This is a genomic window from Crocosphaera sp. XPORK-15E (assembly GCF_034931425.1).
Classification (GTDB): domain Bacteria; phylum Cyanobacteriota; class Cyanobacteriia; order Cyanobacteriales; family Microcystaceae; genus UHCC-0190.
Genome location: NZ_JAYGHQ010000067.1, coordinates 46,444 through 60,626, shown reverse-complemented (window position 1 = coordinate 60,626; position 14,183 = coordinate 46,444). Strand labels below are relative to the sequence as shown.

12 protein-coding genes and 1 pseudogene are annotated in these 14,183 nt (G+C 36.3%); 7 read left to right on the top strand and 6 right to left on the bottom strand.

Translation table 11 applies throughout. The features are described 5' to 3' along the window. Positions 1 to 110: 110 nt before the first annotated feature. The 4 genes and pseudogenes from smc to VB691_RS24675 all read left to right on the top strand — a co-directional run bounded on the left by smc (position 111) and on the right by VB691_RS24675 (position 5,700). Positions 111 to 3,785, top strand: a complete 3,675-nt coding sequence (gene smc, locus VB691_RS24690) for a chromosome segregation protein SMC (RefSeq protein WP_323294176.1) — start codon at positions 111 to 113, stop codon at positions 3,783 to 3,785. Positions 3,786 to 3,846: 61 nt separating this feature from the next. After that, on the top strand, positions 3,847 to 4,689 hold the full coding sequence (locus VB691_RS24685) for a hypothetical protein (protein ID WP_323294175.1): 843 nt from the start codon (positions 3,847 to 3,849) through the stop codon (positions 4,687 to 4,689). A gap of 88 nt (positions 4,690 to 4,777) precedes the next feature. Further along, a pseudogene (locus VB691_RS24680) lies at positions 4,778 to 5,017 on the top strand (transposase); the annotation flags it as partial. A gap of 278 nt (positions 5,018 to 5,295) precedes the next feature. Then, positions 5,296 to 5,700 (top strand): hypothetical protein, encoded by a 405-nt coding sequence (locus VB691_RS24675; protein WP_323294174.1) that lies wholly within the window; start codon positions 5,296 to 5,298, stop codon positions 5,698 to 5,700. A gap of 73 nt (positions 5,701 to 5,773) precedes the next feature. On the opposite strand, the gene VB691_RS24670 is transcribed toward VB691_RS24675, so the two are convergent. Next, complete coding sequence (locus VB691_RS24670; RefSeq protein ID WP_323294173.1) at positions 5,774 to 7,339, bottom strand: Na+/H+ antiporter; 1,566 nt, start codon at positions 7,337 to 7,339, stop codon at positions 5,774 to 5,776. Between the two features lie 223 nt (positions 7,340 to 7,562). Here VB691_RS24670 and VB691_RS24665 point away from each other — a divergent pair, with 223 nt between their 5' ends. From VB691_RS24665 to VB691_RS24655, 3 genes are all read left to right on the top strand, one after another. Then, entirely contained in the window at positions 7,563 to 8,147 is a 585-nt protein-coding gene (locus VB691_RS24665) for a DUF3038 domain-containing protein (RefSeq protein WP_323294172.1), read from the top strand. 223 nt (positions 8,148 to 8,370) lie between these two features. After that, positions 8,371 to 8,754: a thioredoxin gene (gene trxA / locus VB691_RS24660; RefSeq protein WP_416245507.1), complete on the top strand. Its 384-nt coding sequence runs from the start codon at positions 8,371 to 8,373 to the stop codon at positions 8,752 to 8,754. Between the two features lie 674 nt (positions 8,755 to 9,428). Next, the gene (locus VB691_RS24655; protein ID WP_323294303.1) at positions 9,429 to 9,665 is read left to right on the top strand and encodes a ferredoxin-thioredoxin reductase variable chain; all 237 of its coding nucleotides are present in this window, start codon (positions 9,429 to 9,431) and stop codon (positions 9,663 to 9,665) included. A gap of 71 nt (positions 9,666 to 9,736) precedes the next feature. On the opposite strand, the gene VB691_RS24650 is transcribed toward VB691_RS24655, so the two are convergent. From VB691_RS24650 to VB691_RS24630, 5 genes are all read right to left on the bottom strand, one after another. Then, positions 9,737 to 10,198, bottom strand: coding sequence for an ATP-binding protein (locus VB691_RS24650; RefSeq protein ID WP_323294302.1), 462 nt, complete (start codon positions 10,196 to 10,198; stop codon positions 9,737 to 9,739). Further along, the gene (locus VB691_RS24645) at positions 10,191 to 11,189 is read right to left on the bottom strand and encodes an anti-sigma factor antagonist (protein ID WP_323294170.1); all 999 of its coding nucleotides are present in this window, start codon (positions 11,187 to 11,189) and stop codon (positions 10,191 to 10,193) included. Before VB691_RS24645 ends, VB691_RS24650 begins: the two co-directional genes overlap by 8 nt. A gap of 28 nt (positions 11,190 to 11,217) precedes the next feature. Beyond that, positions 11,218 to 11,868, bottom strand: a complete 651-nt coding sequence (locus tag VB691_RS24640; protein WP_323294169.1) for a DUF3318 domain-containing protein — start codon at positions 11,866 to 11,868, stop codon at positions 11,218 to 11,220. A gap of 260 nt (positions 11,869 to 12,128) precedes the next feature. After that, positions 12,129 to 12,695, bottom strand: a complete 567-nt coding sequence (locus VB691_RS24635; protein ID WP_323294301.1) for a manganese efflux pump MntP family protein — start codon at positions 12,693 to 12,695, stop codon at positions 12,129 to 12,131. Positions 12,696 to 12,834: 139 nt separating this feature from the next. Continuing rightward, complete coding sequence (locus VB691_RS24630; protein WP_323294168.1) at positions 12,835 to 14,181, bottom strand: DNA cytosine methyltransferase; 1,347 nt, start codon at positions 14,179 to 14,181, stop codon at positions 12,835 to 12,837. Positions 14,182 to 14,183 lie beyond the last annotated feature (2 nt).

Sequence of the window (14,183 nt, the reverse complement as noted above, 5' to 3'; positions counted from 1 at the left end):
GTGAACGGAGATCGTTGGAACTTTTGTACCCTAAAAAAGGTCTTTACTTGCTAGACTAGATCAATTAGGTGTTATTTTAAAAGTTCTGGGAAGTTGGCTATATCGCGCCCATGGTTCATATCAAGCGCATCGAATTGTCTCATTTTAAATCCTTTGGCGGTACAACTGCCATTCCTTTTTTGCCTGGGTTTACGGTGGTATCTGGCCCTAATGGGTCGGGTAAATCTAATATACTCGATGCCTTGCTGTTTTGTCTGGGACTGGCTACCTCAAAAGGAATGCGTGCGGAACGTCTTCCTGATTTAGTTAATAATAATCATAGCAATAATCGCAAAACTCAAGAAGCAAGTGTTTCTGTTACTTTTGATGTTTCTGATCTCTTAGAATTAAGTGAATTTAGTCCTGAAAATCCGCCGACGACTAAGCTAGAATTAACTGAGAATAATCAGAGTAATGGGAATGGACATCATGTTGATAATGAGTCAGAAAGTATAAATAAAAAAAATATTATTAGTAGCAGTGAATGGACTGTAACACGACGGTTACGGGTGACAAAAGGGGGTAGTTATTCCTCAACTTATTACATTAATGATGAACCTTGTAATGCTAGTGAACTCCATGAACAATTAAACCGTCTTCGCATCTATCCTGAAGGGTATAATGTGGTATTGCAAGGGGATGTTACTCGCATTATCAGTATGAATTCTAAGGAAAGAAGACAGATAATTGATGAATTAGCGGGGGTTGCCGAATTTGATCGTAAAATCGTAAAAACAAAAGAAACTCTAGAAGAAGTTAGAGATAGGGAAGAAAGATGTCAGATCATTGAAACAGAATTAAAGCGATCTTTAGAACGTTTAGCATCAGATCGTATTAAAGCAGAAAAGTATCAAAAATTAAAGGTGCAAATTCAACAAAAACAAGGGTGGGAAACCGTCTTAGTTTGGAAATCTCTGCAACAACAAGTTTCCCGTATTAATCAGCAAATTATGACAGGGGAACAAGAAGAAAAACAACTGATTCAAAACTTAACAAACCTATCCCAACAAATAACAGAAATTACGACTAAAGTTGATGATCTTAACCGTCAAGTCAAAGCATTAGGAGAAGATGAACAACTTACCGTTGCATCTCAACTTGCAACCCAAAAAGCACAACGTAACCAACTCCAACAACGAGAAGAAGAATTAAATAATTTAGTTAAACAAACTACCCTAGAAATTTCTCAAACTGAGATAACAATTACACAACAAAAACATAATTTAACCCAACTGACTCAAGAAAGTAATCGCTTAGAACAAGATAGTTTACCTTTCTTAAAAGAACAACGCGATCGCAACCTTCACACCTTAGAAATGGTCAGAGAACAAGCAAATGCAGTTGCAGAAGCATCTGATGCTTGGGTACAAGAACAAGCCAATTTAAGCCGCCAAATCTCTATATTACAGGATAGTTTAAACCCCCAATTAACACAACGGGCTAAACTTACAGAACGTTATCAACAGTTAAAAAATACGATTACTGATGAAATACAGCAGTTAGAAATAATAGAAACAGAATTAAACAGTCAAGGACAAGAATTAGAAGAATTATCTATTCCTTCTGAAGAAAGAATACAAAATATTGCTCAACAATTAGCCACCGCAGAACAAGATAAAAGTATCTTACAAGAAACCCAAAACCGTCTAGATAAAGAGTACAGAGAAAAACAACGACAATTAGATCGCATAGAAGCTTCTCAACAGGCCCAACAAGAAGCCCAAGGAACTTATGCAACCCAACTTATTTTAACATCTGATCTCCCTGGTGTCTGTGGGTTAGTCGCTCAATTAGGACAGGTAAACCCCCGTTATCAATTAGCTTTAGAAATTGCAGCAGGAGCAAGATTAGGGTTTGTAGTCGTCGAAGATGAAACCATTGCATCTGCGGGAATTCAGCTATTAAAACAAGCAAAAGCAGGACGAGCGACCTTTTTACCATTAACAAAAATTCAACCCTATAGAAGACAAGATCCTGGCAATTTACGTCAGGCACAAGGGTTTATTGATTTAGCAGTTAATTTAGTGCTTTGTCAACCAGAATTTGAGAAGATTTTTGCTTATGTTTTCGGTAATACTGTTGTTTTTGAAACCTTAAATGATGCAAGAAACCATTTAGGAAAACAGCGCATTATTACCTTAGATGGAGATCTCTTAGAAACCAGTGGGGCCATGACAGGAGGAAGTAAACCAAAGCGATCTTCTATACGTTTTGGAAACATGATGCAAGGAGAGTCCCAAGAAGGAAAGTCCCTCAAACAAAGATTAAAAGATTTAGAAGGTTTATTATCTCGCAATGAGATAGGGTTAGGACAAAAATCAGAACAAATTCAACAATTATCGACAGCATTAACTGATGCAAGACAAGACGGGAGAGAGCAACAATTAAAACGTCAACAGTTAGAGAAAGAAATACAACGTTTAACTGGCCAACAAGAAAAATTAAGTTTACAGTTATCTCGTCATAGACAAGAAGTAGAAACTGTAGACAGTCAACTAAAAATTATTGCCGCAGAAATTCCCCATTTAGAAGTAGAATTACAGCAAAAGCAGGAACGTTTACGGGAGTTAGAAAAGTCCCAGACTCATAGTGAATGGCAAGAAATTCAAACGTTAATTAAAAGTCAAGAAACCCAGTTACAAACAAGAGAAACCGAACTCCGTCAGGGAGAAAGTAAACTACAAGAAATGCAAACCCAATGTCAAAATTTAGGGGAGAAAATTCAGGAAGGACAACAAAAAGTAGAATCACAAAATCAGCAAATTGTCAATATAAATAATGAACAAATTGAAGTTAAAAATAAGTTAGAACAAATTGATAATAAGATTAATAACTTAGAAAGTTTATTAGAAAAGTTAACCTTAAAATTAGGGGAAACCAAAAAAGAACGCGATCGCACGGAAGAATTATTAACAGCTTCTCAAAAGAATCATCAACAAAAAACCTGGCAATTAGAAAAATTACAAACCACTCAACAGGAAAGAAAAGAAGCTTTAATTACTATTCAAGAAGAACTAGAAACTCAAGAAAATGAACTTCCTGAACCCTTACCAGAAGTCCCGTTACTATCAGAAATAGATGAAAATTTTACAGACTTAAACCCTCATATAGAAGAATTACAAAAAGAAATTCGTAACGGACAAAAACGCCTAGAAGCGATGGAACCCGTTAATATGTTGGCTTTAGAAGAACATCAAAAAACCGAAGAAAGGTTAAATGAACTCACAGAAAAATTAACCACTATTCAAGGAGAAAGAACCGAATTACTCTTAAGAATAGAGAACTTTACCACCTTAAGATTTCGGTCATTTAAAGAAGCTTTTGATGCCGTTAATGAGAACTTTCAGGGCATTTTTGCCACCCTTTCAGATGGAGATGGATACTTACAATTAGATAATACAGAAGACCCCTTTGAAGGAGGATTAAACTTAGTTGCACACCCGAAAGGAAAGCCCGTACAAAGATTAAGTTCCATGTCAGGGGGAGAAAAATCATTAACCGCTTTAAGCTTTATTTTTGCCCTACAAAGATATCGTCCCTCACCCTTTTATGGGTTTGATGAAGTCGATATGTTTTTAGATGGGGCCAATGTCGAAAAACTCTCTAAAATGATACGACAACAAGCACAACAAGCACAGTTTATTGTGGTTAGTTTACGTCGTCCCATGATTGAAGCATCTCAAAGAACTATTGGTGTTACTCAAGCGAGGGGGGCCTATACTCAAGTTTTGGGAATTAAATTATAGCAAGGTATAATGATAATTTTAGAGGTTAAAAATTATGATAACGAGCAACGAAATCCTAGTTATGACGGCAACAATTAATGTTGGTGATACCTGTTATGTTAAGCTAAGAGATAATAAAGAACGACTTTTTCGTTATCTCTGTGGTTTAGTATCATGGATAAAGTTTACAAAAATTTCAGCTATTACTTTTTGTGAAAATAGCAATACAGATTATGATTTTACTAATATTATTGAGTTTGCCAACTACCATGATAAGCAGTTAGAAGTATTGGTTTTTGATGGTAATCAAAATACCAAAAAATACGGTAAAGGGTATGGAGAAGGAAAAATTCTTGATTACGCTGTTAACCATAGTCAGTTTTTGGTAAATAATCCTGAAAAAAACTTTTATAAGATTACCGGACATACATTTGTCGAGAACTTTGATAATATCAGTGAAAGACATCTAGGTCTCCAAAATGTTTTTGATAAAAATTCTATGGACAAAAAATATTTGTTTTTGGAAAAGGCTCCATGGGACTTCATGTTTGATCAACAAATTTATACTATGTCATTACCGGAAAGATTCAAACTCATGAAGCGTTCTATTGCTAAATATGTTTTTCATTTAAGTTTGGGCCAGTGGAGAGGTCGTCCTCATATTAAAAGCAAAATTTCAACACGATTTTATAAATGTAATGTTGGATTTTATAAAACATATTTAATCAATGCTTATAAAAAAGTTAATGATAGTCAAGGATATTTTCTCGAAAAAGTCTATGGGGATGAATTGGAAGGGAAAGATTTTGTCTCATTTTTAGAACCCTATCGTTTTGTGGGTATTAGTGGAACGGGAGGGAACCTATTATCAGGGGCCGTAGATTATACCCCTGAAATTCAATCGATTGCTCAAAAATTTATGTAATTATCTTGAGTCTATGGCATTATCTCCATAGACGGCTTCATTTACAAGACTCTTGCATAAGTTTACTGTTTCATTGGTATTTGGACATATAGAGGATAATCCCTTACCTTGGCAAAAGCCCTTGCCAACAGAAAAATTAACCCCTGGAAGAGTGGCACAAAGCTTTTTCAGATTTTTGGTCGAGATAGAGACACCAGCCAAACCGCCGAAAACCAGAGGAAAGTCTCCAGGATGGGAGAAGGGTAAGAAACGTAATAAAAAACCTCGTTATCCGACGGTCAAAAAGACAGTTACTCGCCAGAAAAAAGACAAAAAAGAAGTGGCTTAAAACCCTAAATGACAATATTCTCAAATAATCTTAGCTTTCTGACAGGCTAAGACAAATTTCTATGCACTCCCCCCAGAATTAAACCGTACAGTCTAGTGTGACGCTTGGGGTTGTAGTCTAAACTCCAGTTTTAAGTAGAGATATTCAACTAATTTGGACTTAATTACTATTATCATAAAAATCAAAAACCTACTCAAGTAAAATTAATTGAACCTTTATCAATCCTTCCCAGTCTAAACCCACGTAATGAATAAACACATAACTAATAGCGTCAAACAATGAAACGAACCTTAATATTATCGAGTGTCCTTTTAGTTTCACTTCCTTTCTACTTTGTTCCTCCCGCTTTTTCCCAGTCTACACCCAATACAGAGCAACGGGGAGAAAGGTTTGCTGAAAAACTAAACTTGAGCGAGTCTCAAAAAAATCAATGGCAAGAAATCCAAAAATCTAGCCGCGATCGCATCCTCGCTATTTTAACACCAGAACAACAGAAACAATTAGAAAATACCCCGCAACAGGGACGGGGTAAAAATTGGCGATCGCTAAATTTTACAGAGGAGCAAAAATCAAAAATGCGAACTATTAGACAAGAAACCAGCCAACAAATGCAAGCTATTTTAACCCCTGAACAACAACAAATTTGGGGTGAAATGAAGAAAAACAGAGGAAGAAATCGTTAAATAAGTTTGGCTAGTTTACAAGTTTTTTCATGGTTTAATTGAGAGACGTTTCGGATAACGTCTCTTTTTTTTATTAATCTCCCGCTTCTGCTAAAATCTCTAATAACAAAGGAGAAAGATTATTACTCAATTTCCCATTGCGAATTAATTCTGCATAGGTATTAGCTTCAATGTCGAGTAATGTTTCTTGTAATTGTTCCCCTGCTAAGGTTTTTAATTGAGGATATTCCTGTTGAAATTTATAAATCTTTTCCTCAATACTTTTAAACTCTCCTTGAACTAATTCTCGCTTATAACGATATAATTCCTGATCAATATCGGGAGAAATATCTAGCTCTTTAAGATAGTCTAACACTCTTTGAATGGCAGTTCTTCGCGCTAATAATTCAGTATATTCTTGACGCAAAGGTTGATCTCCAATTAAATCTAATTTTTTGAGAACCCATTGAGTGCTTAACCCTTGAATTAAGAGAGTAAATAAAACAACCCCAAACACAGTATCAATAATTTCCTCTCGTCCAACTAATGAAACAGGAACACTTAAGGCTAAAGCAATAGAAACAGAACCTCTTAAACCGCCCCACCATAAGACAGTTTGTTCAGGTAAACTAATATCTACATCAGTGAATTTATTGCTTAAACTTGCTAGTCCATAAATAGCAACCAAACGAGTGACTAAGACGGCCATAATTGCAATAGCAATAATGCCTAAATTGCTTCTTAAACTCTCAAAATGGATCTGATCACCAATTAATAGAAAGACAATTGAATTGACAAAAAAAGCTAGAAAATCCCAAAACTCAGACACCAATAAACGGGTTCTCGGATTCATGCCAATTCGAGAGCCAAAATTACCTAAAATAATGCCAACTGTTACCACAGCAATTACTCCAGAACCCCCTAATTCTTCCGTCATTAAGTAGGCTCCATAGGCAGATACTAAGGTTAAAGATTGTTCAACTAATGGCAGATCAAAGCGTTGAGTAAGATAGGAAATTCCAAAGCCAACTAAACAACCTAAACCAATGCCAATGCCAACAAATGTAAAGAAACTAGCGATGGTTATAGGTAAAGAAAAAACCTCAGTTCCTAAAGGAATACCCACCAAAAGTAAGAAAGCAACAACCGCCACACCATCATTAAATAAACTTTCTCCTTCCATGAGAATTGTTAACTTTTTACTAGCTCCTAATTCTCGAAATAAAGCCACTACTGAAACTGGATCAGTTGCCGATAAACTTGCCCCTACTAATAAAGCAATAGGTAAGGCCAAATCAGTTAAATTACTGAGTGCCAAAGAAATTCCAAGAACAGAAATAATGACCCCAATTATGGCAAATAAAACGATAGGAATCCAATGTTTTTTAAGCTCTCGCCAGCTAACATTCCAAGCAGCTTCAAACAGTAAAGGGGGTAAAAAAATCTCTAAAATTAATTCAGGAGAAAGATTAACCAAACGAACATCAATAAACGCTAATCCTAACCCAACAATTACCAAAAGCAGGGTGTAGGGAATTTGACGAAACCAAGCAAAAACACGAGAAATTGTGGCCACACTTAAGGAAACACATAAAACAACTAAAAATTGTTCTAAATTTTCCTTGATTGCAATATCAGCAACACTAGCTTCTAAACTCATGAGATGATTCCTAAAGATGACAAAGTGAGTTAGTCTGTGGTTATAATTAAACAGAGAAAGGTGAACATAGTCAATAATTTTGTTACCACTACAACTATCCTAGGATATATTAACTTTATTTTTGGCTATTTAACTTATCCGAACAAATCAAAACTTTTTTCCACAATTTTCGTCAGTTAGTTTAAAATACGAAGAACAAAATAAATAACTTATACTAACGCTTATGGTTATGACATCAACTGTTAATCTCCCTTCCTCAGTGCCAAATTGGGAAAATTTACCCCTCACCAATACCCCCACCCCCCAACAACTGGCCCTAATTCAAACCCACATTGATTTGATGCTATTGGCCCTAGAATCATTAATTCCCATCGATCAAGATATGTTACTACAAGCTGCGTTAGATTTGGAAATTAACAGCACCCTAACTGAAACAGTAACTTTGTGGTCAAACCGAGCAGATAATGGGGAGGAAATTCTGCTCACAACTCTCTCCGTAGAACAAACGCGATCGCTGATTTTAATTATTTGTTATATTGCGGGCAAATATCAAGAATTAATCCGCCGTGCAGTTACCTTATTGGAACAAATGACAGCACAAAATAAAGATCCAGCCAAAGTTACATTATTGGGCAATTATTTGCAAAAATTTCACGAATTTTATCAAATCGCAATGATAGCAACTAAATTGATAGAGCTTCCCCAACCCAAGAAACTCGCTTCAAAACTGCTGGTAGATTTATTGTTTTACAGTGTAGAGAATGGCCATCGTCGTCTCTGGTTAGCTTTATTAGACTATACTCATTAGTTGTGTTGAGGGAGACACAAAAGAGATAGAATGGAAATCAGTATCTGTCTTTACTTCAGATTTATTTTATCAAGATTTGATTGTAAAAATTCATTCAAGGGAACAGGGAACGGGGAACAGTGAATCCCTTGGAAGATGATTGTACCTCTCCTAAGCCTTCTTTACTCTTAAAAGAAGGGGCTTTAAACCTAGTATTACAGGCAACAGTATTTTCTGTTCCCTGTTGCCTATTCCCTGTTCCTTCCGAGGCAACAGCCTTGGTAACAATAATCAGAGGAAAACTCTCATGACAAAAGCAAATTTCATCCAAAACGAAGATTTTGAAAACCTATTAATTGGTTCTCTCCCATTGGTTGTTGATTATACAGCCACTTGGTGTGGCCCCTGCCGCGTTATTAGTCCTTTCATTGATCAATTAGCGGGAGAATATGAAGGACGGGCCAATGTAGTGAAAATTGACATCGATCAAAACAAAGATAATGCCAAAAAATATGGCATTCGGAGTATTCCCTGTGTTCTGATTTTCAAAGATGGGGAAGTTGTGGAAAATATCGTCGGAAAATCTCCCTATAATACCTTTAGCGAAGCCCTAGAAAAGCATCTTTAAAGATTAATTAAAAGCTAACCCCAGGGTTCAACCTGGGGTTAAAAAAGCAAAAAACAATATAATCCCTTCCCCTTTTTTTAGGAGATCTGATTTAATTATTTGATATCAAACTTCAAGATTTAGATAATTCTTGATTTTTTTATGCACAATTGTGTGATTTTGTCAACCCCTAAGTATTCCTACTCAAGCCTGATTTAGTACATTTGCTCAAATAAACCAATAAAAAACAACTAAACGATGATTCAAAACAGAAAATCTTCAAGCCACTCAACGAAATAATGATACTTTCCAAGACTATATTTAGGACAAGACACACTGGCTGTAGATTTTTAACTATTAAACATCATACCATAAAGGCGTAACTTCGTTGCTTATTGCTAAATATTTTCATTACTTGTCAAGAGCAACTAATTTTAAGTTATTTGTATTTTAAAAGAAATATATAATATCAATAAGCTTAGATTATGTATTAAACCTGCTCAACATTGTTGTACGATATCAAAAGCGGTGACGCGCGTAAGGTATAATAGGGGACTGACTTCCCAATCCTTTGTACCTCGGAACAAATATCGCCCTTCGTGCCTCTTATATTCTGAGGTTTCCTCAGAATTAGGCACTCAGAAAATATAATGGTGACGGGTCGAGCAGGATAGAATTATAGAGAGTTAATGAAGATGAAAGTTGGCGATCGCGTCCGTATTAGAGAATCTGTTATTGTTTACCATCATCCTGAACATAAAAAAGAGCCATTTGACCTGAAGGGAATGGAAGGAGAAATCATGGATATTGTGACCAACTGGCAAGGTAGACCCGTCAGTGCCAATTTACCTATCTTAGTGAAGTTTGAAAAACGATTTAAGGCCCACTTTCGAGATCAGGAAGTAGAAGTCATGGAAATAGATAGTCTTTAAGAATTTAGATGTTCAGTTTGAGAGAATTTTAAATTCTCTCAAACTGATACCTAATCATTAAATACCTAAGATTATTTGATATTAATTAACTTACGCATTATTAAACAATTCCGTTTATTTTCAACCCGAATATAGTCTAATTCATCGGTTAATTCTTGCATAAAAAAGAGGCCGCGATCACTTTCTTTGTCTAAGGGGTTTCCTTTTTTTTTTCGTAATTCTGTCAGTTTTCCCTGTAAATCAAAAGGCGGCCCCACATTCCAAATTTGCATTTCTATCCAATCTAAATAGAAATGAATCTCTAAAATAATGGGAACAAGAGGCTGTAAATCTTGATGAGCATAATAGACAGTATTAGTAAAACCTTCTGCTAAAGCGAGTTTACATTCCCATAAAGACTTTTTTAGTAAATAAGGCTTAGCAATGGCCTCAAACCACAATAAAACCTCCTCTAACGCTTCTATTTCAGTCCTAACGGAGAGGCGAAATTGTTCGATCAATGACTGATTTTTGTGATTTTCTCTCTCAAACAGCACCACTATTTTTATGGAATAAAATTAATAAGGTTTTACAAATGAGCTTGACATCATAGCAATGACTCCAGTTTTTTTGATACCGTAAATCTAATTCAATGACTTCTTCAAAATTTTTGATCCGCGATCGCCCATAAACTTGCCACTCTCCTGTCATCCCTGGTTTAACATCTAATCGTTGCCATTGCGGAACTTCATAGCGTTCCACTTCATCGGGAGTTGGAGGCCTAGTTCCCACTAAACTCATCTCTCCTTTTAAAACATGCCAGAATTGGGGCAGTTCATCCAAGCTAGTCTTTCGTAAAAAACTCCCAACTCTAGTAATACGAGGATCATTGGTATTTTTAAAGATAGCACCTGTTGCTTGATTGGGAATCTTTTTTTTCAAAGTTTCCGCATCGGCACACATAGAACGAAATTTAGTCATTGTAAAACGTTTTCCTAGCCAACCACAGCGAGTTTGTTGAAAAAATATGGGGCCAGGACTATCTATTTTAATCAAAATGGCGATGGGAATAAACAAGATTCCTGTCACCCCTAAACCCACCAAACTACCAATCACATCAATTAACCGTTTAATCCAAGAATTAACGGAAGGATGAGTTTCAGGAGGCTTTCCCTTGCCAATAGCACTCATTGTTTGGTGGTTGGCATCTAGAGTTGAGGTAATGGGTAAAATTTCATCGAGTCCTGTCATGGACAAAACGGCCATCACAGGAGGATGAGTATTGTAAAGAATGAGTTGGACTTTTTTACTTTGGGCAGCCTTAAAATTATGAACCAACGCCCCAATCCCACTACTGTCCATAAATTCAGTTTGACTGAAATCCAAAATAAGTTGGCTAGGTAGGGAATGGGATGCCAAAAATTGATGGCAAACCCCTTTAAAACGAACTGCCTCTAAGACAGTTAAACGTTTCGGCATTCCCATAACAGGATGATTGTTAATAATAACAATCGGAAAATCAGTTTCTGGTGTGTGGGTAGTCATCAACTGTCGTTATTGGGCAATTGAGTGGTTAGCGGATGGGGCGTTTGCCCTCTTCTTGCTGCATTTTGGTTTTAGCTTGACCTGCACTGCGTCTGAGTGCCTGTAAACGAGACTCATATTGTTTCCGTTGTCGGCGGTTAGGGGTTTGTTCAATCAGTGTTTTGAAGGCACTGCCCAGACTTTTATAAGCATTGGGCAAGGAGTAACCAAAACGAGTGGCTAAGGCGATCGCTTTTTCATCAGCGTCGATGGACTCTTTTAATTTACGATCTCCGTTGTTTTTTTGCCAGAGTCGATAACCAGAAATGCCACAAAGAGACAAAGCTAATAATAACAATAAGCCATCTTGTACCCAAAGTTCTCCCACTGCGCCCCCTAACCCAATGGCAAGGGCCGCCATTTCCCATCCTTCCCTGGGAATGGTGTCATTTTGAATACGGGCGACTTCGTGCCAAAATAGCAGGTTTCGTTGGTCAATGGCCAGGTTTTCCCACTTGGCTAAGTCAATTTGAATTTCTACTTCGTCTCTTCCTAGTTCTTCACAGCGGACAAGCGGTGGATTGATTTCCGTACTGCCTTCTACCATGACCCAACTTTGTAATTCTGGCGGTAATAGGGTTTTTAACCGCCTTAGTTCGCTCATTTCCGCTCTAGCAGACGAGGTTACATAAGATGTCATAGGGCTATTTGATGTTTTTAGTTGTCATTATAAGGAATTTTATCCTGAGACTGTAGCGGTGTCATACCATAACCCGCTTCTTCTATGATAATCATGGAGGGCAAAGAATGGGGTTGACACTCTCACCGCTAATTGCGCTCGGCAATGTAGCGGGAGATTCTTGATTCACAGAAACCTGCACGCTTTTTAATCGTTTGGCATATTTTCTAGTTGGTTTAATTGGGTCTACTTTATCTAAGAATCCCGAAGGATGTACTACTTTAAGTGACTTTTATTAAATCTTCAATCAATATTTTAGTGCCAATTCCAATTAAAGTCAATCCGCCGATAATCTCGATTTTTTGGTTGAAAATACCTCCAAATTTATGACCAATAAACACCCCAATTAATGATAAGAAAAAGGTGATTAACCCAATTAAAGTACATGGTAAAAGAATGGAGTATTTTAAGAAGGATAATCCTAATCCAGCCGCTAGAGCGTCTATACTCGTAGCAATGGCTAGGACTAGCAATGTATAAGTATCTAGAGGATTAAATTTTTTATCTTCTTCATCATTTTTGACGGCTTCATAAATCATTTTTCCGCCAATAAACCCTAATAGGACAAAAGCGATCCAATGATCAAAACTGCTTAATATCCCTCTAAATGATAATCCCGCTAACCACCCAAGGAAAGGCATCATTCCCTGAAATATACCAAAAAATAAGGCAATTTTCAGGGCTTTATTTAATTTAATGTGTTGAATCAAAAAACCACTGGTTATGGAAACTGCAAAAGCATCCGCCGCTAAACCTAAACCCAAAAAACTTGTATTGAGTAATTCCATCTTCAAAACCATTGATTATTTTGATTGACTTCTCTAGATTAGCTGATTGTCTGATTAAAAGCTTTCATTTTTCTTTCATAGTTTACTCATATATTTTTCAAAATTGATCAGGGATGAATTATTATTAATTTAATCATTACTATTCGTTATTAAAGAGAGGGCGTATGCAATATGCCCCTACGTTCCAATTTTTCCGTTTGTACTCATGATTCTCCTTGTTGATTTTTCTAGTTCTTGTTCCAAGCACTTTAGGATCTACATTATAATAGTTGGCAGCTTGAGACATATTAAAGCTTAATAAATCTTCTCTTTCTAATCTATATACAGATGTTAATTTAATCGGAATAATTTCAAGAACTTTAATAATTTCTTTGGCTACAGCTTTAGCTAATAAAGGCGGAACTGAATTGCCAATTTGACGAAAACCGTGCCATTTTGTGACATGAAATCGAAACCAATCAGGATAAGAATGAAGTCTTGCTGCTTCCCTAACGGTAATACATCTAGGGTGAAAAGGATGGATCGGACGGGGAGAAGTATGGGCCCCTCTATTACTAGGTGTTCCTGCTCTTAAAGTGTTACATAAACCGTCAGGATTTAATCTTAAAAAACGACTGATGGGTTCAATATTGCCTGGTGTAGTATGCTTAAATCTTTCAATTGATTTAGGCGTATGTTTTGTCAATAAACTTGAGGTTAATAATTGCTGATTATACTCTCTGCCATAGGAATAATAATCAGCTAAATGAGATAAATTTCTTAACTGTTTAACATAATCACTCGGTTTTCCATAATCAGCAATCACCCAATCTTGATGATTTAATTCGGGATAATTACTGACTTCTGGTAAATCTTGAATTGCATCTTTAACCGTTGGAGTTTTAGGCAGTAATTTACCGTTATTCTGAGAATATTGAGTGATATAATTAGGATAATTAGGCAATTCTAATCCTTGTTTTGCTCCTAACAAAAATAGTCTTTCTCTCGTTTGAGGAACCCCATAATTAGCCGCATTTAAAATTTGATAGTCTGTCCTAACTTGATAGTTATTTTGAGCAAATTTATCAAAGATTTCCTGCAAAAATTTTTGATGTTTTCCGATAGCCATACCTGGAACATTTTCCATGACAAAGTAGTTAGGTTTTAGTTCCAAAACTAAGCGAATAAAATGCTGAACAAGAGAGTTACGATCATCTTCTAAACTGCGTTTACCTATTAAGGAAAAACCCTGACAAGGAGGCCCACCAAAAACAACATCAATCGGTTGATTACCAATGTTAGATAAACCCCTAATTTCTCTCGCTGTTATGGTTTCGATAGACTCACAAATTACTGTCCAAAAGGGAAAATTATATTCATGAATAGCACAGTGTATAGGATCAATTTCAACGGAAGCTAAAACATCAAATCCTGCTTGTTCAAACCCTAATGTCATTCCACCTGCACCAGCAAACAAATCAACAGCAATGGGGCGTTTTTTCTTCATTA